29 protein-coding genes and 1 tRNA gene are annotated in these 21,465 nt (G+C 52.8%); 26 read left to right on the top strand and 4 right to left on the bottom strand.

What is annotated here, in order from left to right:
* Positions 1-9 precede the first annotated feature (9 nt).
* Positions 10-870, bottom strand: a complete 861-nt coding sequence (gene focA / locus ACUTSC_RS06735) for a formate transporter FocA (RefSeq protein WP_107227716.1) — start codon at positions 868-870, stop codon at positions 10-12.
* A gap of 461 nt (positions 871-1,331) precedes the next feature.
* Positions 1,332-3,095: a 30S ribosomal protein S12 methylthiotransferase accessory factor YcaO gene (ycaO, locus tag ACUTSC_RS06730; protein WP_197766471.1), complete on the bottom strand. Its 1,764-nt coding sequence runs from the start codon at positions 3,093-3,095 to the stop codon at positions 1,332-1,334.
* A gap of 401 nt (positions 3,096-3,496) precedes the next feature.
* On the opposite strand from ycaO, the gene ACUTSC_RS06725 reads away from it, so the two are divergent.
* From ACUTSC_RS06725 to ACUTSC_RS06710, 4 genes are all read left to right on the top strand, one after another.
* Positions 3,497-4,723: a tyrosine-type recombinase/integrase gene (locus tag ACUTSC_RS06725; protein WP_445653325.1), complete on the top strand. Its 1,227-nt coding sequence runs from the start codon at positions 3,497-3,499 to the stop codon at positions 4,721-4,723.
* A complete protein-coding gene (locus tag ACUTSC_RS06720) occupies positions 4,720-5,373 on the top strand; it encodes a hypothetical protein (RefSeq protein ID WP_445653223.1) in 654 nt (217 codons plus the stop codon). Before ACUTSC_RS06725 ends, ACUTSC_RS06720 begins: the two co-directional genes overlap by 4 nt.
* Before the next feature lie 731 nt (positions 5,374-6,104).
* Positions 6,105-6,422, top strand: a complete 318-nt coding sequence (locus ACUTSC_RS06715; protein ID WP_445653222.1) for a helix-turn-helix transcriptional regulator — start codon at positions 6,105-6,107, stop codon at positions 6,420-6,422.
* A gap of 91 nt (positions 6,423-6,513) precedes the next feature.
* Positions 6,514-7,209: a hypothetical protein gene (locus ACUTSC_RS06710; protein ID WP_445653221.1), complete on the top strand. Its 696-nt coding sequence runs from the start codon at positions 6,514-6,516 to the stop codon at positions 7,207-7,209.
* A 193-nt stretch (positions 7,210-7,402) separates the two neighbouring features.
* Here the strand turns inward: ACUTSC_RS06710 and ACUTSC_RS06705 are convergent, their stop codons facing one another.
* Positions 7,403-7,588 (bottom strand): YlcI/YnfO family protein, encoded by a 186-nt coding sequence (locus ACUTSC_RS06705; RefSeq protein ID WP_399587689.1) that lies wholly within the window; start codon positions 7,586-7,588, stop codon positions 7,403-7,405.
* A gap of 106 nt (positions 7,589-7,694) precedes the next feature.
* Here ACUTSC_RS06705 and ACUTSC_RS06700 point away from each other — a divergent pair, with 106 nt between their 5' ends.
* The 16 genes from ACUTSC_RS06700 (at position 7,695) to ACUTSC_RS06625 (ending at position 16,953) form a co-directional block, all read left to right on the top strand.
* A complete protein-coding gene (locus tag ACUTSC_RS06700) occupies positions 7,695-8,051 on the top strand; it encodes a host cell division inhibitor Icd-like protein (protein ID WP_445653220.1) in 357 nt (118 codons plus the stop codon).
* On the top strand, positions 8,044-8,310 hold the full coding sequence (locus tag ACUTSC_RS06695) for a hypothetical protein (protein WP_445653219.1): 267 nt from the start codon (positions 8,044-8,046) through the stop codon (positions 8,308-8,310). Before ACUTSC_RS06700 ends, ACUTSC_RS06695 begins: the two co-directional genes overlap by 8 nt.
* Positions 8,279-8,479, top strand: coding sequence for a hypothetical protein (locus tag ACUTSC_RS06690; RefSeq protein ID WP_445653218.1), 201 nt, complete (start codon positions 8,279-8,281; stop codon positions 8,477-8,479). The genes ACUTSC_RS06695 and ACUTSC_RS06690 overlap by 32 nt, the downstream gene beginning before the upstream one ends.
* Positions 8,472-8,642 (top strand): hypothetical protein, encoded by a 171-nt coding sequence (locus ACUTSC_RS06685; RefSeq protein WP_172837493.1) that lies wholly within the window; start codon positions 8,472-8,474, stop codon positions 8,640-8,642. Before ACUTSC_RS06690 ends, ACUTSC_RS06685 begins: the two co-directional genes overlap by 8 nt.
* Complete coding sequence (locus ACUTSC_RS06680) at positions 8,635-8,868, top strand: hypothetical protein (protein WP_197822887.1); 234 nt, start codon at positions 8,635-8,637, stop codon at positions 8,866-8,868. The genes ACUTSC_RS06685 and ACUTSC_RS06680 overlap by 8 nt, the downstream gene beginning before the upstream one ends.
* Entirely contained in the window at positions 8,861-9,646 is a 786-nt protein-coding gene (locus ACUTSC_RS06675; protein WP_445653217.1) for an ORF6N domain-containing protein, read from the top strand. The genes ACUTSC_RS06680 and ACUTSC_RS06675 overlap by 8 nt, the downstream gene beginning before the upstream one ends.
* A complete protein-coding gene (locus ACUTSC_RS06670) occupies positions 9,643-9,948 on the top strand; it encodes a hypothetical protein (protein ID WP_445653216.1) in 306 nt (101 codons plus the stop codon). Before ACUTSC_RS06675 ends, ACUTSC_RS06670 begins: the two co-directional genes overlap by 4 nt.
* Before the next feature lie 88 nt (positions 9,949-10,036).
* Positions 10,037-10,405, top strand: coding sequence for a hypothetical protein (locus ACUTSC_RS06665; protein ID WP_063991032.1), 369 nt, complete (start codon positions 10,037-10,039; stop codon positions 10,403-10,405).
* On the top strand, positions 10,405-11,037 hold the full coding sequence (locus tag ACUTSC_RS06660; RefSeq protein ID WP_445653215.1) for a hypothetical protein: 633 nt from the start codon (positions 10,405-10,407) through the stop codon (positions 11,035-11,037). Before ACUTSC_RS06665 ends, ACUTSC_RS06660 begins: the two co-directional genes overlap by 1 nt.
* Before the next feature lie 9 nt (positions 11,038-11,046).
* Complete coding sequence (locus ACUTSC_RS06655; protein WP_445653214.1) at positions 11,047-11,403, top strand: hypothetical protein; 357 nt, start codon at positions 11,047-11,049, stop codon at positions 11,401-11,403.
* Positions 11,396-14,107, top strand: coding sequence for a DUF927 domain-containing protein (locus ACUTSC_RS06650; RefSeq protein WP_445653213.1), 2,712 nt, complete (start codon positions 11,396-11,398; stop codon positions 14,105-14,107). The genes ACUTSC_RS06655 and ACUTSC_RS06650 overlap by 8 nt, the downstream gene beginning before the upstream one ends.
* Positions 14,107-14,451, top strand: a complete 345-nt coding sequence (locus ACUTSC_RS06645; protein WP_445653212.1) for a single-stranded DNA-binding protein — start codon at positions 14,107-14,109, stop codon at positions 14,449-14,451. The genes ACUTSC_RS06650 and ACUTSC_RS06645 overlap by 1 nt, the downstream gene beginning before the upstream one ends.
* 56 nt (positions 14,452-14,507) lie before the next feature.
* On the top strand, positions 14,508-15,491 hold the full coding sequence (locus ACUTSC_RS06640; protein WP_445653211.1) for a hypothetical protein: 984 nt from the start codon (positions 14,508-14,510) through the stop codon (positions 15,489-15,491).
* Positions 15,492-15,593: 102 nt separating this feature from the next.
* Positions 15,594-16,376, top strand: a complete 783-nt coding sequence (locus tag ACUTSC_RS06635) for an antitermination protein Q (protein WP_445653210.1) — start codon at positions 15,594-15,596, stop codon at positions 16,374-16,376.
* Positions 16,377-16,589: 213 nt separating this feature from the next.
* Positions 16,590-16,733 (top strand): hypothetical protein, encoded by a 144-nt coding sequence (locus tag ACUTSC_RS06630; RefSeq protein ID WP_154806004.1) that lies wholly within the window; start codon positions 16,590-16,592, stop codon positions 16,731-16,733.
* 143 nt (positions 16,734-16,876) lie between these two features.
* Positions 16,877-16,953, top strand: a tRNA-Ile gene (locus ACUTSC_RS06625).
* An 821-nt stretch (positions 16,954-17,774) separates the two neighbouring features.
* On the opposite strand, the gene ACUTSC_RS06620 is transcribed toward ACUTSC_RS06625, so the two are convergent.
* Positions 17,775-18,245: a hypothetical protein gene (locus ACUTSC_RS06620; protein ID WP_445653209.1), complete on the bottom strand. Its 471-nt coding sequence runs from the start codon at positions 18,243-18,245 to the stop codon at positions 17,775-17,777.
* 311 nt (positions 18,246-18,556) lie between these two features.
* Here ACUTSC_RS06620 and ACUTSC_RS06615 point away from each other — a divergent pair, with 311 nt between their 5' ends.
* From ACUTSC_RS06615 to ACUTSC_RS06590, 6 genes are all read left to right on the top strand, one after another.
* Entirely contained in the window at positions 18,557-18,808 is a 252-nt protein-coding gene (locus ACUTSC_RS06615) for a phage holin family protein (RefSeq protein ID WP_223182091.1), read from the top strand.
* Positions 18,808-19,335, top strand: a complete 528-nt coding sequence (locus ACUTSC_RS06610) for a lysozyme (protein WP_445653324.1) — start codon at positions 18,808-18,810, stop codon at positions 19,333-19,335. The genes ACUTSC_RS06615 and ACUTSC_RS06610 overlap by 1 nt, the downstream gene beginning before the upstream one ends.
* 52 nt (positions 19,336-19,387) lie before the next feature.
* Positions 19,388-19,798, top strand: a complete 411-nt coding sequence (locus tag ACUTSC_RS06605) for a hypothetical protein (RefSeq protein WP_445653208.1) — start codon at positions 19,388-19,390, stop codon at positions 19,796-19,798.
* Positions 19,698-19,955 (top strand): Rz1-like lysis system protein LysC, encoded by a 258-nt coding sequence (gene lysC / locus ACUTSC_RS06600; RefSeq protein WP_445653207.1) that lies wholly within the window; start codon positions 19,698-19,700, stop codon positions 19,953-19,955. The genes ACUTSC_RS06605 and lysC overlap by 101 nt, the downstream gene beginning before the upstream one ends.
* An 83-nt stretch (positions 19,956-20,038) precedes the next feature.
* The gene (locus tag ACUTSC_RS06595) at positions 20,039-20,368 is read left to right on the top strand and encodes a TonB family protein (protein ID WP_445653206.1); all 330 of its coding nucleotides are present in this window, start codon (positions 20,039-20,041) and stop codon (positions 20,366-20,368) included.
* 499 nt (positions 20,369-20,867) lie between these two features.
* Positions 20,868-21,314 (top strand): hypothetical protein, encoded by a 447-nt coding sequence (locus tag ACUTSC_RS06590; protein ID WP_445653205.1) that lies wholly within the window; start codon positions 20,868-20,870, stop codon positions 21,312-21,314.
* Positions 21,315-21,465: the final 151 nt, after the last annotated feature.

Here is a 21,465-nt window from a genome sequence, read left to right as displayed (position 1 = left end):
ACTCACAGCTTAGTGCTGTTCGCGGCCCCCGCGCAGATAAATTACCCAGTAAGTCAACCCAACCAGCAGACCGCCGCCGATGATGTTGCCGATGGTGACCGGAATCAGGTTATCGATGATGAAATTGCTTACTGTCAGATGAGCGAATTGCTCAGGTACCGCCCCTACGGCTTGCCAGAATTCCGGCGTGGCGAAGTGTTTGACCACGATGCCCATAGGGATCATAAACATGTTGGCGATGCTGTGCTCGAAGCCGCTGGCGACAAACATCCCGACCGGCAGCACCATGGCAAACATCTTGTCGGTCAGGGTGCGGCCGGAGTAGCTCATCCAGACCGCCAGGCAGACCATCAGGTTAGCCAGAATGCCGAGGCACACGGCTTCGATAAAGGTGTGATGCAGCTTGTGGTCTGCGGTTTGCAGGACATTCAGGCCCCACTGGCCGTTGGCGACCATATACTCGCCGGAGAACCAGATCAGCGCCACGAAGAACAGCGCGCCGACCAGGTTGCCGAGATAAACGTTCAGCCAGTTGGCGCCCAGTTGGCCCCAGCTGATGCGGCCGCTGGCCTTGGCGATGACGATAAGTACGGTAGAGGTGAACAGGTCGGCACCCGACACCACCACCAGCATTAACCCGAGAGAGAAGCAGATGCCGCCGACCAGTTTCGCCAGCCCGAAAGGCACGCCGGCGGTGCCGGTGGTCGCCGTGATGTAGAAGACGAAGGCGATGGAAATGAAGACACCGGCGGTGATCGCCAAATAAAACGTTTTCAGCGGATGTTTGGTGGCTTTATACACGCCGGCATCTTCAGCGATTTTCGCCGTGGCCGCAGGTAAAATCAGATCGAAGGGGCTGTCAGTTTTCAAACTAACTCTCGCTCTTAAGGGTTAAAACAACGCAATGAGATACTAGCAAAGCAGTATAGGGGAAAATTTGATTTGGATCATAAGGCGGGGAAGTAGAGCGGCAAAATGACGTGTTTTTCGTGTGGTTTTTATGGTTAATTTATTGATTTTTAATTAAAAACAATTTTTTAATGTTTGCAAAATTTTTTGAATTCACCGGGTGGACGGCGTAGGGTAAAGTTAAATTTTTAGGCGTTTTGTCGCCGCGAGGCGCTGAAAGTTTAATTATCGGTTAATTATTATTTCACCGTCCGGCAACAATTGACGGTTTATTTATTTTTATGGTCGTTTAACCGCCAATTTTACGGCGAGAAAATAAAACCGAATGCGTTGAAATACACCGCAAAAATGAAAACGCCGCAACGAAGTGCGGCGTTTGGCAGCAGGGGTACTCCCAAAGTGGCAGTATCCCCTGATGATGCTTAGCCCTTGGCCCAGTGGTGGCGTTTGGCCGCCTGCAGCTTCTCGTAGGCCGCCAGCAGCGCCTGATGGGCCGGCAGCGCCTTCAGATCGGCATCGACGGCGAACAGCCCGTTGAAACGCTCTTCACCGCTGATGGCGGCGGAGGCGGCCTCGACCGCTTCCTGGCCGTACATCTTCACGAACGCGGTGTAGTACTGCGCCGCTTCGCGTTCAGGCTCCTGCGCCAGCAGCAGCAGCGTTTGCAGGCAGCGGTAGTAGTTGCTGCGCGCCGGGTTCAGCACCGAGGCGTTGAAATCCTGCGTCCATTCGGTCCAGATCAGCGCCTGATCCAGATCGCCGCCCGCCAGCGCCAGCATCGACTTCAACTCGCCCACGCGCAGGGTATGCCAGGCGTTGTCTTTGCCGCTGGCAATGCCCAGCAGTTCGCGTACGCGGGTGAAGTCGTCCAGCCCTTCGTCGTCCAACTGCTCGATCAGCGCCAGGTACTCTTCCGGTTCCCACTCGCTGCCCGGCAGCGCCAGCAGCGTGTCGCGCAGGTGCGCGCCCATGCTGTTGTTGGCCAACAGCAGGTCTTCCGCCGGATAAATGTCGGACATACCCGGCACGATGATGCGGCAAGCGTAGACGCCCAGGTGCTCGTAGTCGGCGATGTACACTTCCGCGTCTTCTTTGTCGAAGATGCTCATCAGGGTGGCAAACTCTTCCTGCGTGTTGCCGCTGAAGCTCCAGTCAACGAACGGATAGTCCGCATCCTGTTTGAACAGATCCCAGGAGATCAGGCCGCTGGAGTCGATGAAGTGCGTTTCCAGGTTGGTGTGTTCCGCCACTTCTTCGTCATCGAAGGTCGGTGCGGTGAACACGTCGAGATCTTTCAGGCTGCGGCCCTGCAGCAGCTCGGTCACCGTGCGCTCCAACGCCACGCCGAAGTCCGGGTGCGCGCCGAACGAAGCGAAGCAGGTGCCGTTGGTCGGGTTGAACAGCACCACGCAGATCACCGGATAGTTGCCGCCCAGCGAGGCATCGTAGGAGAGGATCGGGAAACCTTCCTCTTCCAGCTTGGCGATGGCTTCCACCACGCCCGGGTAGCGGTTCAGCACTTCGTCCGGGATCGCCGGCAGGCTGATGGATTCGGCGATGATGCGGTTTTTCACATAGCGCTCGAACACTTCTGACAGGCCTTGCACCCGCGCTTCGTTGGCGGTGTTGCCGGCGGACATGCCATTGGAAACATACAGGTTGCCGATGATGTTCATCGGGATGTACACAGTTTGCTGATCGGACTGACGGGTAAACGGCAGCGCACACACGCCGCGATCGGCGTTGCCGGATTGCAGATCGACAAGATCGCTGGCGCTCAGCTCTTGCTGTGGATCGTAGAAGGCGTGCAGGCGCTCGTCGAGGATGCCGGCCGGCAGCGCGTCGTCTTCAGGGATCGGGAACCATTTCTCATTCGGGTAGTGCACGAAGTCGCCTTCGGCGATCTGCTTGCCCAGATAGAAATCGGCGAAGAAGTAGTTGGTGGACAGGCGCTCGAAATATTCACCCAGCGCGGAGGCCAGCGCGGCTTTTTTGCTGGCGCCTTTGCCGTTGGTGAAGCACAGCGGGCAATCGCGATCGCGAATGTGCACCGACCACACGTGCGGCACCGGGTTCAGCCAGGAGGCTTCTTCGATGTTGAAACCGAGATCGCTCAGTTTCTGCTGGAAACGGGCGATGGAGTCTTCCAGGGCGGCGTCTTTACCGGGGATAAAAGTTTGCGTCATTGTCTTCATTTCATGTTTTCATGTTGACTGGTGTTTTTATTTTGCCTTTATTTTTCAATGTATTAACTGAAATTTAGGGCTGTATATTGTTCCAGTGTTTTTTGACGTTTTCTCATTCTTGCAGCAAAATGTGGGGTACGTGGTGGGGCCGAGCTGAACACTAAAAACAGCCTGCCATGAAGATGGCGTTACCCTGAGGGTTACCTCAACCTTGAGTGGTATCTTCTCACACGTGAGAGAAAAAAGGGTAGGTTCAGTCGGTTCAGTCGGTTCAATATTTATATATATATGATTTATATGGTTATCCTTCTATTTTTTGAACCGACCTTGAACCGACTTTAGGGGTGTTTGAACCGACCCTACAGCAACGAGATGCAGAAATATCAAGCGAGAGGCTGCGCATGGCGTATGGAATGAATAAGCTGACGGATAAGAAGCTACGGGCTCTGCTGGGTAGGAAGGGAGAACGAGAGTCCAAGATCTCTGACGGTGCGGGACTAATGGTTCGGGTCAGTAAGGCCGGCTCAATAAGTTGGTTCTACAAGTATCGCCTTGGTGGGCGTGATACACCTGCTTTGATGCTCGCTTTAGGGAAATACCCAGACCTTACCCTTGCCAAGGCAAGAGAGAAACGTGACCAGTGCCGCGCCTGGCTGGCAGAAGGGCGCGACCCACAGCGCATGTTCAAACTTGGCAGGGAAGAAACGCTAAAGCCGGTGACTGTGAAAGAGGCTCTCGAGTACTGGCTCACCGAGTACGTTGATGGGAACCTGGTTAACGACGTTCGCTATCGTGAGCGGTTCACTAATCACATATACCCCTATATCGGCGATATGGCGCTCTCTGACTGCGAAACTCACCATTGGCTTACCTGCCTAGCCAGAACGAAGAAAAACGCTCCTAGCGTCGCTGGGATGGTTTTACAGATGGGTCAGCAGGCCTTCAAGTTTTGCCGTATACGCCGTTATGCCGTTTGCCATGTTCTCGATGGGCTGACGATGCAGGATATTGGAGTCAAAACCAGTAAGCGAAAAAGGGTACTGACGAGCAGGGAACTTACAGATCTGCTCGTAGCCTTGAAAAACGATTCGTTTTCGCCGTACTACACCAACCTGGTATCGCTTCTTATCTCGTTTGGTGCCCGTACCGGAGAAGTTAGGCTTTCGGAACTGAAGGAGTGGGACCTGCGCGATAAGCTATGGACCGTTCCGGAAGCGCACAGCAAAAATGGTGAGAAGATAATTAGGCCTATTCCAGAGCGTCTATGTCCGCTTATCGATCAGCTAAAGCAGCAAAACAAAAAATCTGGGTTGTTGCTGGGGGAAGTTAAAACCGATTCGGCCGTGAGCCAGACAGGGCGCAAAATGTGCCAGCGGCTGGGGCACTCCGAGCATTGGCGACTTCACGACTTGCGTCGGACATTCTCTACAGGGATGAGCGATCTTGGTATTGCTCCACACATTGTCGAGCTGTTGCTTGGCCACACGCTGGGCGGCGTAATGGCGGTATACAATCGTAGCCAGTATTTGCCAGAGAAACTTGATGCGTTGAATCGCTGGCTGGAGCGTTTGGATTTGCTCGCTGGAAATCACGAAAACGTTATTGTTTTTAATAAGGTGAACTCATGACCAGTTTTATCAAATTAGGTATATTTGAGCGAGAAGCGAAAACACCTGAATTGAAAGTTAGGCAATTGGCCCTTTTGCTTTGCGGGGAAGACCCAGAAACAAGAAACGATGATATACCGGATGACAAGATAGAAGCATATGGAATTTATTATCGGCATATTTCTAAATGGTTATCATCTTCTAGGTTATTTAGAGGGAGTAACTCATCAGCGCATCGTGCTGACTATATGTTTGCTTTGGCGTATCCACTAATAGATGAGGATTTGACACCGGAACCAATCAAAAAAAGGTGCTTGGATGCCGTTGAGTTTATTGCCGTAAGAGCCAAGGGTAAGGAAATTCTTTATGCCCTTGGAGGGGATGAACTTCAGCAAAAAGGTATCGAACTTTCAAAGAATAAACGAGGGTTACACAGGAAAGAAACTGAGAGAGATAATACGGAAAAGTTAGTTGCCATGTTGGTGAAATTACTTGCAAAAAAAGTGGGTGGGCCATATGGAACAATTGAAAAGCCGATTATCTCAGTTCTATTGGCTGATATGGAAAAATTGGCGAAGGACAATAAGTTATCTATGTCAGGCCTAGCTCGCGCGACGGTCTATAAAAAAATTTCTGATTCACTTAATTCTATTGAGTATGACGAAGATTAACTGTTTCAAGCTTCCTATTTGAATAGCCCAGATCAAGATACTGGCCAAAGATTCGCCTGCAGATTTTGCAGGCGTTACCGTTTGGGGTATCACCGGATCCCAACAGACCCCAACAGACCCTAGCAGACCCCAGCAACCATGTGCACTGTGACTGGGCCCTGGACTTCTATGCATCCTGCCTCTCAAAACACTCTTAACGCATCCATAAGCATCCATACGAAGGTATAAGCGTCTATACGAAGGTATTCGAAGGTATTCGTATGCATTTTACTGCATCAAAAATTTCCCATAATTCAGCTGGGTTAAGCTGAACAACGCCAGTTAATGCCAGTTAATGCCAGTTGGTGCCAGTTGGTGCCAGTTGGTGTCGGTGTGAGCCTTCGGCCTCGTAGGGGTTCCATTGTACTCGCTAGTACCCTCTTGTACCTACTTGTACCCATTAGTACTCACGCGGTTTCATCTTGTTTCATAAGTACATGGTTTACGGAAAAACCTGCATTTAATGCACTATGCGAAAATCAAGCAAAATGCACTATAAAACATCTGGTTAATGTTCTGACTTTGAGCCATAACTCCATGTTCTCTCTGGATTGCACGCGGGATGGTTTTTTTACTGGATTTGTTTTGTTTCAATAGATTTTATTGTTTTCTTAAAAGATTCCAGACTCACTGGAAAGGCTGTTTGATTATCCAGTAGCATGTTCGCATAACATTCAAACAGTGGAGTCCACATGCAACAGAAAGAACGCACTTACACCCCACCAACGGCAGAGCAGCGTCGAGAAATTCTTGCTGAGTATGGAGAGCCGACAGATCGTAATACCAAAGAAGCAGAAAGAGAGCGCATAACTGCCATTTCTCGCTCAACAGCTTGGCAATACGAACGAGATGGGCTATTTCCTGCCCGCCGGCATCTTGGCAAAAAAACATGCGTCTGGTTGCTTAGTGATCTCCTGTGGTGGATCCGAAATCCTCCGACAGTCGAAGGAGTTCACAACCCTCACTTACGTCGTAAGGCTTCAGGTAAATTGCGTAAGGAGGCTATCTAAAATACCGGGTGTTCATTTGTTGCGTGCTGTTGCGGTGAGTTGTCTCCATTATTCACCTGCGGCAATCAAAAGCTTTAACGAGGAATAACCAATGAAACTGAAAAATACGGCCATTCTTGGTCAGGGCCAAACTCGGCCCAAAATCAGCCTGGACGAATTAACAAAGATCCGCCGGCATGTTATTTCCGGAGACTGGTCAGCAATAAACGCTGGCATCTGCACGCTCGCGGATCTTGGGCTGCGTCATAGCGGCGGCGGTTTGGTTTGGTTGCGTTCTGGCGTCTCTGTTCACCAGGCAGATTATGACGCCGGGGTATTGGGCAAAGATAAGACTGCCGGTAGTGTCAACGGGTTGCCTTTGGCGATGGTTCGCCAGTGGAAGGAGTACCAGACGAAACGCAGCTTTGCGGTTTCTATCCCCGCTGAACTGCGTCGCCGGTATTACTCTGACGATGCTGCATTCGGTAATGCCATGCGAGATGCGGGTTATGTACCGGTTCGCACCCGGAAGCTGACCGGGAAGAAAGAAAGTTTCTGGCTGTATCGCGCAACCGGGAAAGATAAAGGGGTCTGCCCAGCAGAACCCGCACAGTGCAAGGGTTACGGCGTAGTTGTCCAGACCATGACGAAGCCGCATCCGTGGTTTAAGCGTGTGGCACTTGATGGAAAATGGCAGAACGTCTATGCCGATCACATTCGCTTCCTGACGAAAAAACGGCATCGTGTCGATGGTGTTCGCGTGCAGGGCTACACTGCTGGAGAATTGAAAGTGGAGGTGTTGGCATGATGACCAATACCTATGGGGTGTGCCCAAAGAGAGCCGCGCCGCACAAGGGCTACCACGATGTTGTCCAGCAGCTTTTAGACAAAGAAAAAGGCAGCACCGCAAATGCTGCCCTTTGGGACGACTGCTTTCTCAATCAGAAGCTCTATCAGTATATTGCAGAACCGCAGGATCGGCACTACGAAACTTTCGTAGGTCAGCCCTCTGGTGATTCCTTGGCTTTTTTCCGTTGCCGACGTTTGATCTCACCGATCGCAGCGTTAACAAAAAAAGCAGCGGTGCTTTCGCTATCATCTTTTACTGATTCGATTTCTTGTAGCACTTCATGTGGAACTCTGACATTCACTTGTTTTGACTTGTTGTTTATTGAACCCGTTGCCATTTCTGGACTCCTCGGTAATAGGTGCGATTCAGTATACGCAAAAAAAAGAGCTGTTCAATGCTTGACGTGCTATTCACCTAGCCATAAAGTGAATAGCACCTTGATTATGTCAGGGTACCAAAATGGCAACGCCCCAGAGTGCGGGAACACTACTGAGGCGTCTAACCAAACCGTTACTAAGGATAACGATATGGCATGTTTACATGATACCCAAACTCGCCCTAAATTTGTATACCTGTTCTTGGGCACCCCTAACGAATTTCCCGACTCCACACCGACGGTGCTTCGTGCTGAGGCCGATAGTGAAGATGACGCTCGTGCCAAATTCCCTCGCTGGACGCTGACCTTTGCCGCTCAAATCCGCACGGCTGCGCCTTGTCGCCTGCAAATCTTCTCCACTGACGACGGCTTTATGTGGGTTTACGAGCAGCGCCAGGCAGCGCCGGAGGTGGCTCATGCATAACATTTCCCCTGAAATACTGACCTTGCTTGGCGTTTACCCTGGCACCACAGGCCGCGTGATGTTGTACGTGGAGAACGGCGTCATCACATCGAACCTGCCGATCCCCGAGCATCATTTCTGCTGTTCGGTAGAGGCTTTCATCGAACTGGCTCAGCGCGCCGGGTGGCATGTCACGCCGAATAACGCCGACGTCACGAAAAGTCATGCTACTGCCGAGGAGGCTGCTCATGTCGCATGGAACTTCATTGCCAGAGATTAGCCGACAGGCCGATCAGCTAAACGCGTTGTTGGTAGCGATGAATATCGGCGCTGACGATCTCGATATTACGGACATGAATACGCTCGTCACGCTCGCGATTGACCTGGTTAACGGGCCCGCCATTTGGTTGCAGGAAGAGCTGCGTCGCCGGGAGAAGAAAAATGCGTAACGTTGGTTCGCTCGATACGTTGGATGCGCTCGCCAAAATACAGGCTTTGGCCGCTGCTGCCGGTTACCTTTCCGCGAACGATAAGGAAAAAAGCCTGTGCTTTGAGCTTTTGGACATCATCGAATTGACAGCCCGACGCTGTGTGGAGGCAGACGATGAATAAGACCTACACCTACCAGGTGAATGAGGATGTGCTGCTGCACCTGCAGCGGTCGCTGGATCTGCTGAGCTGTGCGCAGCTCATTATCAACGCACAGGACAAGCATATGCAGAAATACGTTATGTCGCTGGTGGATGTGGCCGAGGATTTCACTCAACGGGCAGCTAACGCGCTGGATCTCGGTGAACAACCAACGGTGAAAAATGAACAGGGGGTGTGCAATGGCTAAGAAAACCGAATTGATGGCCGTTGAGCCTAAAGACCTGCAGATCATCGAGTATCGCGGTCTGCGTGTGGTAACTACCGAGCAGCTAGCGGCGGGGTATGGCGCAACCGAGAAAATGATCAGCAACAACTTCTCGCGAAACCAAAATCGCTTTATCGAAGGTAAGCACTATTTCGATGTTGAGGGCGAAGAGCTTCAGTCCCTGAAGAACTTACCCTCTTTAAGAGGGGTAGTTGATAAACGCACGCCACGTCTTCGCCTCTGGACTGAACGCGGTGCCGCCAACCACGCGAAGATGTTGGAAACCGATCAGGCGTGGAGCTACTACGACGAAATGGTCGAGTTCTACTTCACTCGTCGTGATGTGCTGCCGGCTCCAGCCGACTTGTCGAAGTTGGAGATCCTGCAACTGGCCATTGAGTCCGAAAAAGGTCGGCTGGCAGAAAAAGAGCGCGCAGACCATGCCGAACGCACCAAGTCACAAATCAGCCGCAAACGTGAAGCCTCAGCCCTTGGTAAACTCAGCGCGGCCAACCGCAAATGCCGAAACCTTGAGGAGCGCCTGGGCGAAAGCGTGAAGCATGCGACGATCACCAAGGTAGAGAAGAAAACCGGTGGTGAGTTTAAGTTTGCAGCCCTGCGTAAATGGTGCAAGGAACGCGGTGTAACTGCTGTGGATGTGCCCGACCCTCGCTACGGCAGCGTCAAGTCCTGGCCGGCGGGCGCGTGGTTGGATGTGTATGGCGTCGATCTGCGCAAAATCTTCGGAGGTGAGGCATGAGCCATATTGAGCAGGTATTAACTCAGGCGACTATGCAGGAAGAAGATACCGATGCGCTTTTCTACATCCGCCAGCACTCTGACGCGGCCTATGAGGGCATCATTTCAGGGCTGGGCGCGATCGGTAATTTGGCTTTCTGGGCGTGTGACAGTGAAAATTATTCGGAATCAGATGCGCGAGAGGATTTGCGTAGTTTGGGCGAAATGTTAATGCATTTGCCGGGAATTGCCGCCGCACTGAAAACGAATGCGGAAACCGCAAACTTTAATATTGGCGAGCGTGAGCAGAAAAAGAAACGCTAACGTCCAGCATTAATTAATCGCTATCAATAAATTTAATACCGACGCCGGTCGGGGGCTTCACTCGGCCGGAATTCGGTAAGGATGGAATATGAATCGCTCAATTGAATTAAATCGCAAGCACATTGCCGAGGCGTTTGTGGATTATTGCAAGCGCCGCAGCGGCGGACACCCGGTGTTCTCTGTAACGGTAAACCGCCAGCAGGTCATCCTGGGCGAACTGAGTGCAGAGGCCGTGCACCGCTGCCTGACAGACTGTTTTGAGGTGGAGTGCTTCAAAAAGTACGGGCAGGCGAACAGCCTCAAGCTGCTGGCATCGACCTATGCCGGCATGCTGAATAAAGATAACAGCAAATTATCACCGGAAGGCATCGAGTTTATGGCATCGCTAATGAGCAATGCGGTGGAAATGGCATTAAAGAACCCGCAGGACAATACCCTCGGTCTGGAGATGTACTAATGGAAAATATTATTCATGCCGCCTTCGGGAAAAATGAAATTGTCGGTAAATACCGCGCAGAAGCTACGTCAGACGGTGTCCGCATTCTGCGTTGCAACCATGAAGGGGTATTCGAGCAGGTAGACCTGGTGCCGTTTGCTGACGTTATGCGCCGCCTGGACGCCGGTGAATGGGAGGATGAAATCAAGCTGTCGTTCGACATTCTCAAGGCCTGGGGGAAAAAGCCAAAGGACACAAATGAGGCTGCGACGGACGAAGAACGGTTGCTGCTATGGCGCTGGCTGATAGCAACGGCGTTTATCCGTGAACAGCATGAGAAAAACGGATCGGCACGCGTGGAGTGGCGACCCGGTGAGTTTAAGGATTGTGCGCTTTATGTCGGCAAGCATGGCGGTATGAACCTTTACCCCATGGCGGAACGACTGGCCATGGCAAATAACATTGAAGGGGCGCTCATTGAGCGTTATGGCCGCGAGCAAGGCGTTAACAATGCCATCGAGTTCTACATGATGATGGCGGGTGAAGATCACGGATTGTCGGACGCCGGTCGGGAAATCCTGGCCGATTTGCACGATAGCTTTATTGAACAGATGAACCGTGAAGGTTTACCGAAGACTCCAACGGCGCACTGAGGAGGAAAGATGAAACCTTTAACCAAGAATTTTCGCCTGAATGCGCTGGCAAACCAGTTTTCAACGGCCATCTTCAACCTTATTCGCCAACAGAACGGCGGTGATTGGTTCACAGTCGATGCTGATGGACAGGAAATCCATGTGGCGGTTATCGGCGGCGTCAGCGGCATGCGGGAGCTGGTGGATGCAGGTTTTCTGGCGGCTCTGAAGGAGGTAGCGCCGCAGTGGGAGGGCGTCGCTATCAAATGGCTGGCGCAGTGTGTTGTTGAGGGGGAGCTGACCGAGCGAGGCATGGAGCTTTGGACGTCCATGCGAGCAGACATGGGTGATTCGGTTGCCAAGCGCGGGGGTAACTTCCATGCGTAACATCGACCTGATCCGAGAGGTAAAACGCCAGTCAACGGGGGGATGGTCCCAGCTTTTACCACAGTGTGGCGTTGATGTTCCTGCCCGTGATGGGCATGGGCCGTGCCCTGTTTGTGGCGGTACTGACCGGTTTCACTTTATCGACGATCACGACGGCGGCGAGTGGCATTGCCGTCAGTGTGATGCGCCGAATCATGGTGATGGCCTTGACCTGGTAGCGTGTAGGCACCGTATCGGCATCACCGAAGCCGCCGAAATGGTGGCCGGGGTACTGGGTATCGGTGACCGTTCAACGCAAACGCCAGCAATTGTCACGCCGTCGCCCGTCAAACCTGCCCGTGAGGACAGGGACCAGAAGGCGATCGCAGACCGTGTCGCTGAATTGCTGTTGAAAACCCATCCGGGTGATGCGCTTTATCTCGCCAACAAGGGGCTTCCAAGCCCCTTTGAAGCCCTGCTGGACGATGGCTCGATGGTGCTGGTTTTGCGGTCGATAGCTGGGGCGGTTACCGGCGCGCAGATCATCAAACCGACAGGCGAAAAACGTCTGCTGGCCGGCACCAAAAAGAAAGGCGCGTTTATTTCGCCGTGGCCACTACCCGATGCGATTGAAACGGTTGTGATCGCTGAAGGTAACGCCACCAGCGTTACAGCGGCGTTACTGATGCCTGAAGTGTCGCATGTCGCCGCGATTGACGCCGGGAACCTGCTGCCGGTGGCGCAGGCGTTTCGTGAAGCATACCCGGCAGCGCGGATCATTATCGCCGGTGACAATGACTGGCACGCGCCGGGTGAAGTTGATGAGCAGGGCAAACCTCGCGTTAACACAGGCAAATTGGCGGCAGAGAAAGCGGCCAAAGCCGTTGATGGTTGGATCACGCTCCCGCCAGGGGAGGTAAAAGCCGATTGGGACGACCACCGGCAGTTGCATGGCGTTGATATTGCCCGACAGGATTTCGTCAATGGCTTGTATCAGCCGGCAGGTATTCAGATCACCGCTGCGGACAGCCGTCCAACGAAAGACGACCTAAAGCCTTATATCGACGGGCGCCGTGGCGGTCTGTACTGGGTGGAGCCCAAGCTGGACAAGGACAGTGGGGAGGTAATTGAAAAAGAGGTGTGGCTCTCGTCGTTTGTCGAGGTGGTGGGCGTGGGCGAGGATGATTCGGAGCGTTATCTCATTCTCGCCTGGACGCCGGAGGGCAGCGATGAACGACGCACCGAAGCGGTTCCCTTGCGCGATATCGGGGAGCGTGACGGCTGGGCCAAACTCAAGGCCGGCGGCATGCTGATCACTTCGAAAAGCGGTCTGCGTGCCATTCTTGCCGATCATCTGCAGCGCAGTGGCAAACGTGACATGTGGGCGATTGCCAGCGCCAGCGGCTGGCAGAGTGGCGCCTACATCATGCCCGACGGGGAAGTGTTGGGCACGCCTGAAAAGCCGGTGCTGTTCAATGGACGCTCTGCTGCTGCCCGGGGATATACCGTCAAGGGAACGGTTGATAGCTGGCGTAATAGCGTGGCCAGGCTGGCGAAGGGTAACCCGTCGATGATGCTCGGTATTGCTTGCGCATTGGCTGCGCCGCTGATTGGCATCGCCGGCGCGGACGGTTTCGGGGTGCACCTGTTCGGCGGTTCGTCGGCAGGGAAAACCACCACCGGCAACGCTGCCAGTACCGTCTACGGTGAGCCCGATGCGTTGAAACTCACCTGGTACTCAACGGCACTAGGCTTGGTGAACGAAGCGGCGGCGCACAACGACGGATTTATGCCGCTGGATGAAATTGGCCAGGGCAGTAACCGCAAGGCAGTTGCGGAGGCGGCCTATGCGCTCTTCAACGGCGTGGGCAAGATTCAGGGCGCCAAGGAGGGCGGTAACCGGGATATCAAACGCTGGCGAGCAATGGCGTTCAGTACCGGTGAAATTGACCTTGAAAGCTACATTCGTGCCGACGGGGGGAAGATCAACGCCGGGCAACTGGTGCGGCTGCTCAATGTGCCCATTACCAAGGCAACGCAGTACCACGGCTACGCCGACGGCAAAACACATGCTGATGCAATGCGTGACGCCTGCAAACAGAACTATGGCGTTGTGGGGCGTGAGTGGATAAACCAGCTTGCCGGCCAGAAGAAGACGGCTATTGATGCGGTGCGTGCTGCCGAGCGCCGGTGGTTGGGATTATTGCCCGAAGAAGCGAGCGAACAGGTTCGGCGGGTGGCGTCACGTTTTGCCGTATTGGAAGGGGCGCTTATCCTGTCGAAAACGCTCACGGGTTGGAGTGAGCAGGAAAGCCGCGACGCGCTGCAGCACAGCTTTAACGCCTGGGTCAATGAGTTCGGCATGGGGAATCGTGAGGCCAAGGCCTGGGTAGAACAGGCGGAAGCCTTCTTGCAGCGCTTCGGTTACAGCCGCTATTTGCCGCATCCACACACTGACCCTCGCGATTTGCCAATCCGGGATTTGGCCGGGTATCGGGAAGAACGTCCAGGGCTTGAGACGCTGATATTTCATACTTACCCGTCGGTGTTCCGCGATGAGATTGCCGCCGGCGCCAACCCTGTCGCGTTTGCTCAGGCGCTGGCCGATGCCGGCATGCTGGATAAACCGGCCAAGGGGATGACCAAAAAGACACTGAGGATTGACGGCAAGCAGCCGCGCTTTGTGGTGCTGATGATGCCTGACGACACCGAGGAGGACATGTAATGACGGCACATATCGCAGCACATGGCCGGCTGGTGGCCGATGTGCAAACCAAAACCACCAGCAACGGGCACTCGATGGCATTGGGCAGAATGGCCGTACCACTGCCGTGTCACGGTGCCGAAGAGGGGCAAGCGACATTCTGGCTGGCGGTAACGGCTTTTGGAAAACAGGCGGATTTCCTGGCGAAACACAGCAAGGGCGACCTTATCAGTGTCTCGGGAACCCTGAATATCAGTCAATGGACCGGCGGCGAAGGACAGACGAACACCGGGTATCAGGTGCTGGCGGACTCGGTCATCAGCGCCCGTACGGTACGCAGTGGCGGCAAGCGCCAGAGTCAATAACGAGAAGGGCGGTCATCTGGCCGCCCCTGACAAGCTGAACATAGGGTGTGCAACGCATGAAAGACCAGAAAGCCGAAATCCTGCGCCTTAAGCGAGAAGGCAAGGGGTATAAAACCATCTCACGTCTTACCGGCGTGAATCTCAACACGGTAAAGACCACCTGCCGCCGGTCGGGGCTGTTCCGTGATAACCCTGAACACCGGGTGCTCTTCACCATTCCAGAGAAGAAATACAGCACGGCTGTGGCGGTGCCCAAGCTATTACCGCCTCAGCGCACAATTACGGGCGATAAACAGACCGATGCCTATTTGTGGGTGCTGGAAGTCATCAAGACCGGTGAGCCGGCACACATTGCCGCAGCAGAAGATGCCTTGAAAAAGCTGACCATCACGCCGAAGCAGGCGCAGGAAAACTACACGCGACACCTGCAGGCGCAAGGGGCCGGCTGGACATCAGTATTTTCCACCATGTGGATGGACAACCCACAACATTATATCGAGGGGGCCAAGCGACAGCGTGAGAATGCGTTGGCTGCGCGGGGTGCGTTTGGCAGCTATGAGGCGGCAATGGAGCCGACCGAGGCTGAGCGGCGAATGTTGGCTGAATGCGGCGAGATTTACGATGACGAATGTTATGGATGGTCTGACGATGAGCGGCAACGGGGCAGCATTAGCGGAAATCGCATACTTGAAGCCTGGGACGTACGCAAAACGGCATCGAAGGGATTTGCGGATGTTTTACCGAACCCTTACACATTGTCCGATGTCGTGCGCGAGTTTGAGTATTGGAGCTGGTTATACCGTATGCGAAGCGCAGCAAGAAAAGAAATTGATCCTGGTGGCTATGACGATGGCGATGGACCTATTGCAGACAGAGAGGCGTGGTTGGATAAAAAGCTGGAAACCCTGCGTCCGAAAGACCAGCGAGAAGCATTGGCGGTGCTGAAATGGTATCTGCAAAGCGAGCGCCACCAGGGGAGCTACGGTGCCGACAGTGACGCTGTTTACTTGAATCTGATTGGTGCTCACGGGGACGTATAGCGTCTGCAGTGACGTTGTTTCATAAAATGCAATGAAGTGAGTTATGTTGCAAATTATGCAATAATTGGTGCGTTGATTTCATTACGTGAAAGGTGGAAAAAAATGAGACTGGAAGCGGCGTTAAAGCACTTCAGCCCGCAGGGTTTGGCTATTTCTGATTCACCCACGTGCACATCGGCAGATCGCATCACCGGTACCGATGTTATGGCGGCGCTGGGGCTTGCGGAATCAAAAGCCCGCTTTGGGATGGCGGCGTTCCTGGGTAAAACAGGGATTAGCAGCGAAGACCGCGAAAGGGCCGTTGCAGAGCTGACCCAGTACGCTATGCGCAAGGCTCCGAAGCACGTCGGGAAAGTCGCCGGCCGTCGTATGGCTCGCTGTATGCAAATTCTGGCCGCGCTGGCCTACGAGGAATACGCGCACTCCGCCGGCGCCAGCGTGACCTGTCACGACTGTCACGGCGAGGGGCTGGTGGAGGTTGAGCGTGATGTCGTGACCTACCCGGGCTATGTCGGTATGGATGGCGAAGAGAAAATACCGCCGACAACGAAGCGCCAGGTGGTGCGCGAGTTATGCCAGACCTGTAACGGCAAGGGGAAAATCCATAAACGCTGCCGGAACTGCAAGGGGACGGGCAAGGCGCTCGACCGAGTGGCAACCAAAGCCAGCGGCGCACCGGTCATCAAGGGCTGCGAACGCTGTGGCGGAAAAGGCTTCAGTCGCATGCCCTCGTCTGTGGCCTACAAGGCGATTACAGCGCTCCTCCCTGAGCTGACGCAATCATCATGGTCACGTAACTGGAAGCCGTTCTATGAGGCGCTGGTGGCGAAATGCGACATTGAGGAGGGCGTGGCCGCGTCCGTATTCAACAAAATAACAAAGTGAAGCACGTTTGGCACGGATGCCGACATTTTTTAAACAGGATATTGCATTTTGCATAAAGTTGGCGTAAATTCCTCAAATAGTGGGAAGTCGCGTGTGTGACACACTAGATAAATTTCAGACCCTGCCAGCAATGGCGGGGCTTTTTATTGGTCGTTAACCTGTTGTTTGATTTTTAATCCGTACACTCCTTTTCATATAGTGAAAGGAGGGATAATGTTTAAGGGATGGCTGGCGATTGTAATCGTAATGTCTGTGGTGCTGGGGAGCCTGGCTCTTATCAAAAGTGCGAATGCCGTTTGCGAGCATGAATTTATGCATGTGAGTATCTGTGGTTATGTACCAGATATTGAAACATAAAGAACGCATTTGTTTTGGTAGAGGCATTTCTTGAAACGAGTTTGGCAATGAAGTAAATTTATTGCGCCGGAACGGTGGGCATTTTCTTGTTGCAGAGATTGCATTTTGCGTTGAGTAGGGCAAGCCTGCTGTTCTGGCACTTAGGCCCTTTAGCTCAGTTGGTTAGAGCAGTCGGCTCATAACTGATTGGTCGCTGGTTCAAGCCCAGCAAGGGCCACCAAACCGCCACTAGCTCATCTGGATAGAGCATCAGCCTTCTAAGCTGACGGTGCGGGTTCGATCCCCGCTGACCGCTCCATCTGTAGATGTTTTGTTGCTTACGCTGTCCATTTCATGGAGGAAAGCATCGTGAGATTAAGAACTGTTTTTTTTTTCTCTGTTTTGTATTGCGCCAATTTGTGGTCACGCTGATCCTATAAGTGAACTTCAGGCTAAAAGCGCTGCTGTTAGTCGCTCGGTAAGTAATAGCGTTACGGTTGAGCAGGCAAAGAATCAAGAGAGGATAAAACTACAGACTCGAATTGACCAACTTCGCAATGAGGTTTGGGAACCGAATCGGACAATTGAAGAACGGAAATCTATACAACAAGAGTTGGATCGCCTTCAAGTGCAAATTAACAAGTTGTAGCTGTTTAGTTCCCCATGACCTATAAAGTACTGACTAACAACTGGGAGTTTCACTAACACAACAGAAGGGCGCATTCAGTTTGATATGCACTATCGAATCCTTCACCTGGGATTTTGAGTGCGCCCCTCTGATGTGAATTGACTACCGGGAAAGACCGGCACCCAACGATAAGAGCATTTGCGGCGAGACGGGCGGTAACGTTGCGGTTGAGCGGAGTGCTCTTTCCGTTGTGATGAAGAACAAGATGGCAGTCCGGTCGAATCGGCAACATCGAAACCCTTTAAGCTGGCGCGTATGGGGACAGCAGAACGGCGACTTCCGGCATCACACAATTCAAGCCCTGGCTAACTGCCGGGGCTTTTGCATTCAGGTGGGGCAGATTTCAGCCGCTGGTGGAGATCCCCTGAAGACAATTATGCTGATCGTATCCTGATGTTCGCTCCACTTGCTCGAGCAAATAATTTTTCGGTAAGTGATAACTTAGATGAAGGTGTTCTACCAAGCTCAATCTGGGTCGCGATCATCGCGGGGTAGGTGAGAATAGCCCAAGGGGCATGATCATCATCTTGGACTTTTGTTATAGCGCCGAGAAGATCAGAATCATCCTCCATCAGGTGTTGGGTATTGAATAGATTAAGATAGCTTGCTGCCTGTTTGCGAGAATGTTCAGCAGCTGCCTCAAAGTGAAAAGCCATTTTGAAAGCAGAAATCCCTGCGATAGCGAGACCTACTACTACTGGGTAGCCAAAGCCAGCAATAACACTTGAGCCGAGAAGTATCAGTAAAAACGACAAACCTTTGTCAATACGGCCTGTCAGTGTACTGAACATTTTTTCCAGACGGTGCGAATAAAGGATCTGGTACAGCATGTCTTCTCGGCTCATAACTACCTCACTGTTTAGGTTTTGCGCCCCCGTCCTGACTTTTTGCTGGTGGAGGCGATGATTGTTGATTAGTGTTTTCTGCAATCTTTTTTGCTAAATCCGGTGGCATATGGTCATTGACCTGCCGACGGGTGCTACTTGACATAGTCAAATTCTCCGCGTTTGAAATGTTGTTTGTCGCGATTCAACGATACCAGATGCGGTAATACGCTGCCAGACGTCATCTGGCACCTATTTCTAGGCTGCGCTAACGCGTGGCCTTTTCTGTTTCATGAGCGCCAACCGCCCGGCGGGAGGTAAGGATGTCACGAATGCTAATCAGAGCAGCCGATGGAGCCGTGCACACTGGTAGCGCAGTGTCATTCGTCCTCGGCATCATTAATTATTTCTCACAGAGCGAATGGATCATTCTCGGCGTTATCTTCGGCATGTTCTGCTCTGCGTTTGGTATTGCCCTTGGTACTTACTTCCGCTGCCGGCGCGAGCGGCTTCTGCGTGATTGGATAAAAAAACGCACGGAGACGATCGACACGGAAGAGCTTGAAATGCTGGAGCGTGAGTGATGGGGAACAAATCAAAACTCAGCGCTGTAATGTTGGCGCTGATCGCCGCCGGCGCATCGGCCCCGGTGATGATGTCGCAGTTTCAGGAAGAAAAAGAAGGTCAGCGCCTGACTGCATACCAGGACGGTGTCGGCATCTGGACAATTTGCGGCGGTGTGACGATGGTCAACGGCCAAAGGGTCGTTAAGGGCCAGCGCCTCACCGCTGAGCAGTGCAAGCAGATTGATGCAGTCGAGCAGAAAAAGGCGCTCGACTGGGTAGACCGCAACGTCAAGGTAACGCTGACCGAACCGCAAAAGGTCGGTATCGCCTCGTTCTGCCCGTGGAACATCGGCCCCGGGAAATGCTTCACCTCCACCTTTTACAAAAAGTTGAACGCCGGCGACCGCATTGGCGCTTGCCGCGAAATCCGCCGTTGGATATACGACGCTGGCCGAGATTGCCGCATCCGCTCCAACAATTGTTACGGACAGATCCTGCGGCGCGACCAGGAAGCCGAGCTGGCATGCTGGGGGCTGGATAAATGAACTGTATCTGTTTTTTCTTTGCCGGTTTTATGGCCTTGGCTGGAGTTGACGCATGGCCTTTCTTCCTGGCTGTGGGGTTGCTTCTATCATGAATCGAGCGACCGCGATAATTGCAGGAGTACTGCTGGTGGCTGTCATGGCTGTCTGCTGGGTAGCCAGCTATTATCAGGGAAAGTCGGAGAAGCTGGCGAGCACTGTTGAGCAGCAGGAAAAGACGCTGGCGCAGCAGCAGTCACTGATAACGGCATTACGCGAGAACGCCGCCCGGAATAACTCGCTAATGGCCGAACAGCAACGGAGAGAGCAGCAGCTGCGCCAGCAGGGCGAACGCTACCAGAGGAAATATCGTGAAGCAACCAAGAATGACGAGTGTAGTCGGCGCGCTGCTCCTGCCGCTGTGCTTGACCTCCTGCGTGGAACGGACACCTCAGACGCCGGCGCCGCTCGTGCTGTTTCCCCCTGAGTCGGTGTTCACCCCCTGCGAGCAACCAAAAATGCAGGGTGAAACCTGGGGCGACATTGGCAGTCATGCGCTGGCGCTTCAAACAGCGTTATCAATCTGCGCCGGCCAGGTAGAGACGCTTAACGCCTGGCGGCAAGTTACCACTAGATTAAAGTGATTGAATAACAATTGCGTACGCATTGAAAATCATTATCATTTGTGAGCGGGGCAACTGCTATACTTTTTCAAAAGGATTTTGTCATGCTCAAGTTTTTATTCACCATACTAATGGTCTTCTCCCTCAACGCTTGTGTAACTAAAGGGCCTAAACCGAAGCCTATATCCAGAGTGAATCCTGTATACCCAATTTATGCTTATGACAATAAAATAGAGGGATATGCAAAGGTAAAATATGACGTTGATAAAGATGGAAAAGTCAGTGAGATAAGAATCATAGAATCCAGCCCTCGGGGTTTGTTCGAGAATGCGCTTATTATGGCGATGTCAAAATGGCGGTTCGAAAAAAATAAACCATATAATAACCTGGAGATTACCATTCGTTTTAAAATGAGCAGCCCTATCTCCCAATGACTGAACCCGCTTCGGCGGGTTTTTTATTGCCCATCACAGAGCGTCTATTCTGGCGCTGCGTAATGAGCAGTAACCAAAGCCATCACCCTGCACCTACCGCGCACCCAGCGCACCGGCAGGCTGCTGGCTTTTCTATAACGTCGGGAATAAAAAAATGCCCTCAGGCCAGGAAGCAAGAGGGCTAAATGTGACTGTATTGTATGACTTACCTTTGGAATCACCTGTATCGATAGAGATACAAGGCTAAAGCAATGAGGGTAAGGCATGGTGCTATTAATTCGAGATTGTCCATGCAGTACCTCCTGCTAGTCAGAGAACAATCACTGCCGCTAAGAAGTAATTGCCAAATGATTATAACTCTCATTTGGGTGTTATCGAAGTGGACAAGCATACAGCTACTGTAGGTATTGGAATATTATTCTTTAAAGTGGCTGATTTGCAGAGCAAAACTTGATGTAATCCAGCGAAGAAATCCAGATTTTTTAGAGGAATATGCTAAATGAGCACCAATAATAATTCTGTCACATTGAACGTCAGCGTCGATACCGCTCACCTGGATAAACTTGAAGCCCAGCTTGAGCGCATCGCTGAGCTGTGTGATCGGATTAATGGCCACAAATACTTCGCAACGGCTTTCAACGTTGAGCCCGGAAAATTCTACATCAAGCCAGCGACCATCAAAAACGCTGTGCTGACGGGTGCGCGCGACCCATTAGCAATCGAAGCCGGTATGAAGGCAGCGTCAGAAGCTGCTCGTTCAATGCTTGAGCGGGCACAGGAGATGGCTGCCTCCGCAGCGGAAACAGATAAGCGACTGGCTGCCGCTAAGCAAAAGGAAGCAGAGAAAGATCAGGCCCTCGAGCGCCGACTCTTGGGAATCGAAGCCGGCATTGACCACTGCATGGCAGGCATCACCTCTCTGCGCCGTCGTGACTCGCTGGTGTGATGATGGCGCCCACAGCGTAAGGTTCAGCACGCGGCGATGACAGGCTCCAACTCACGCGCAGTATAGCCAAAAGGTACTCCCGAGGGGGTACCCCAGCCACGGGGCGGCGACCTCGCGGGAAACGGCACATTTTTCGATTTTCATGCGTCAT

This window comes from Serratia sp. TSA_105.2, assembly GCF_052692115.1.
The sequence above is the reverse complement of the archived record's forward strand: the minus strand, read 5'-3'. Positions and strand labels throughout refer to the sequence as shown.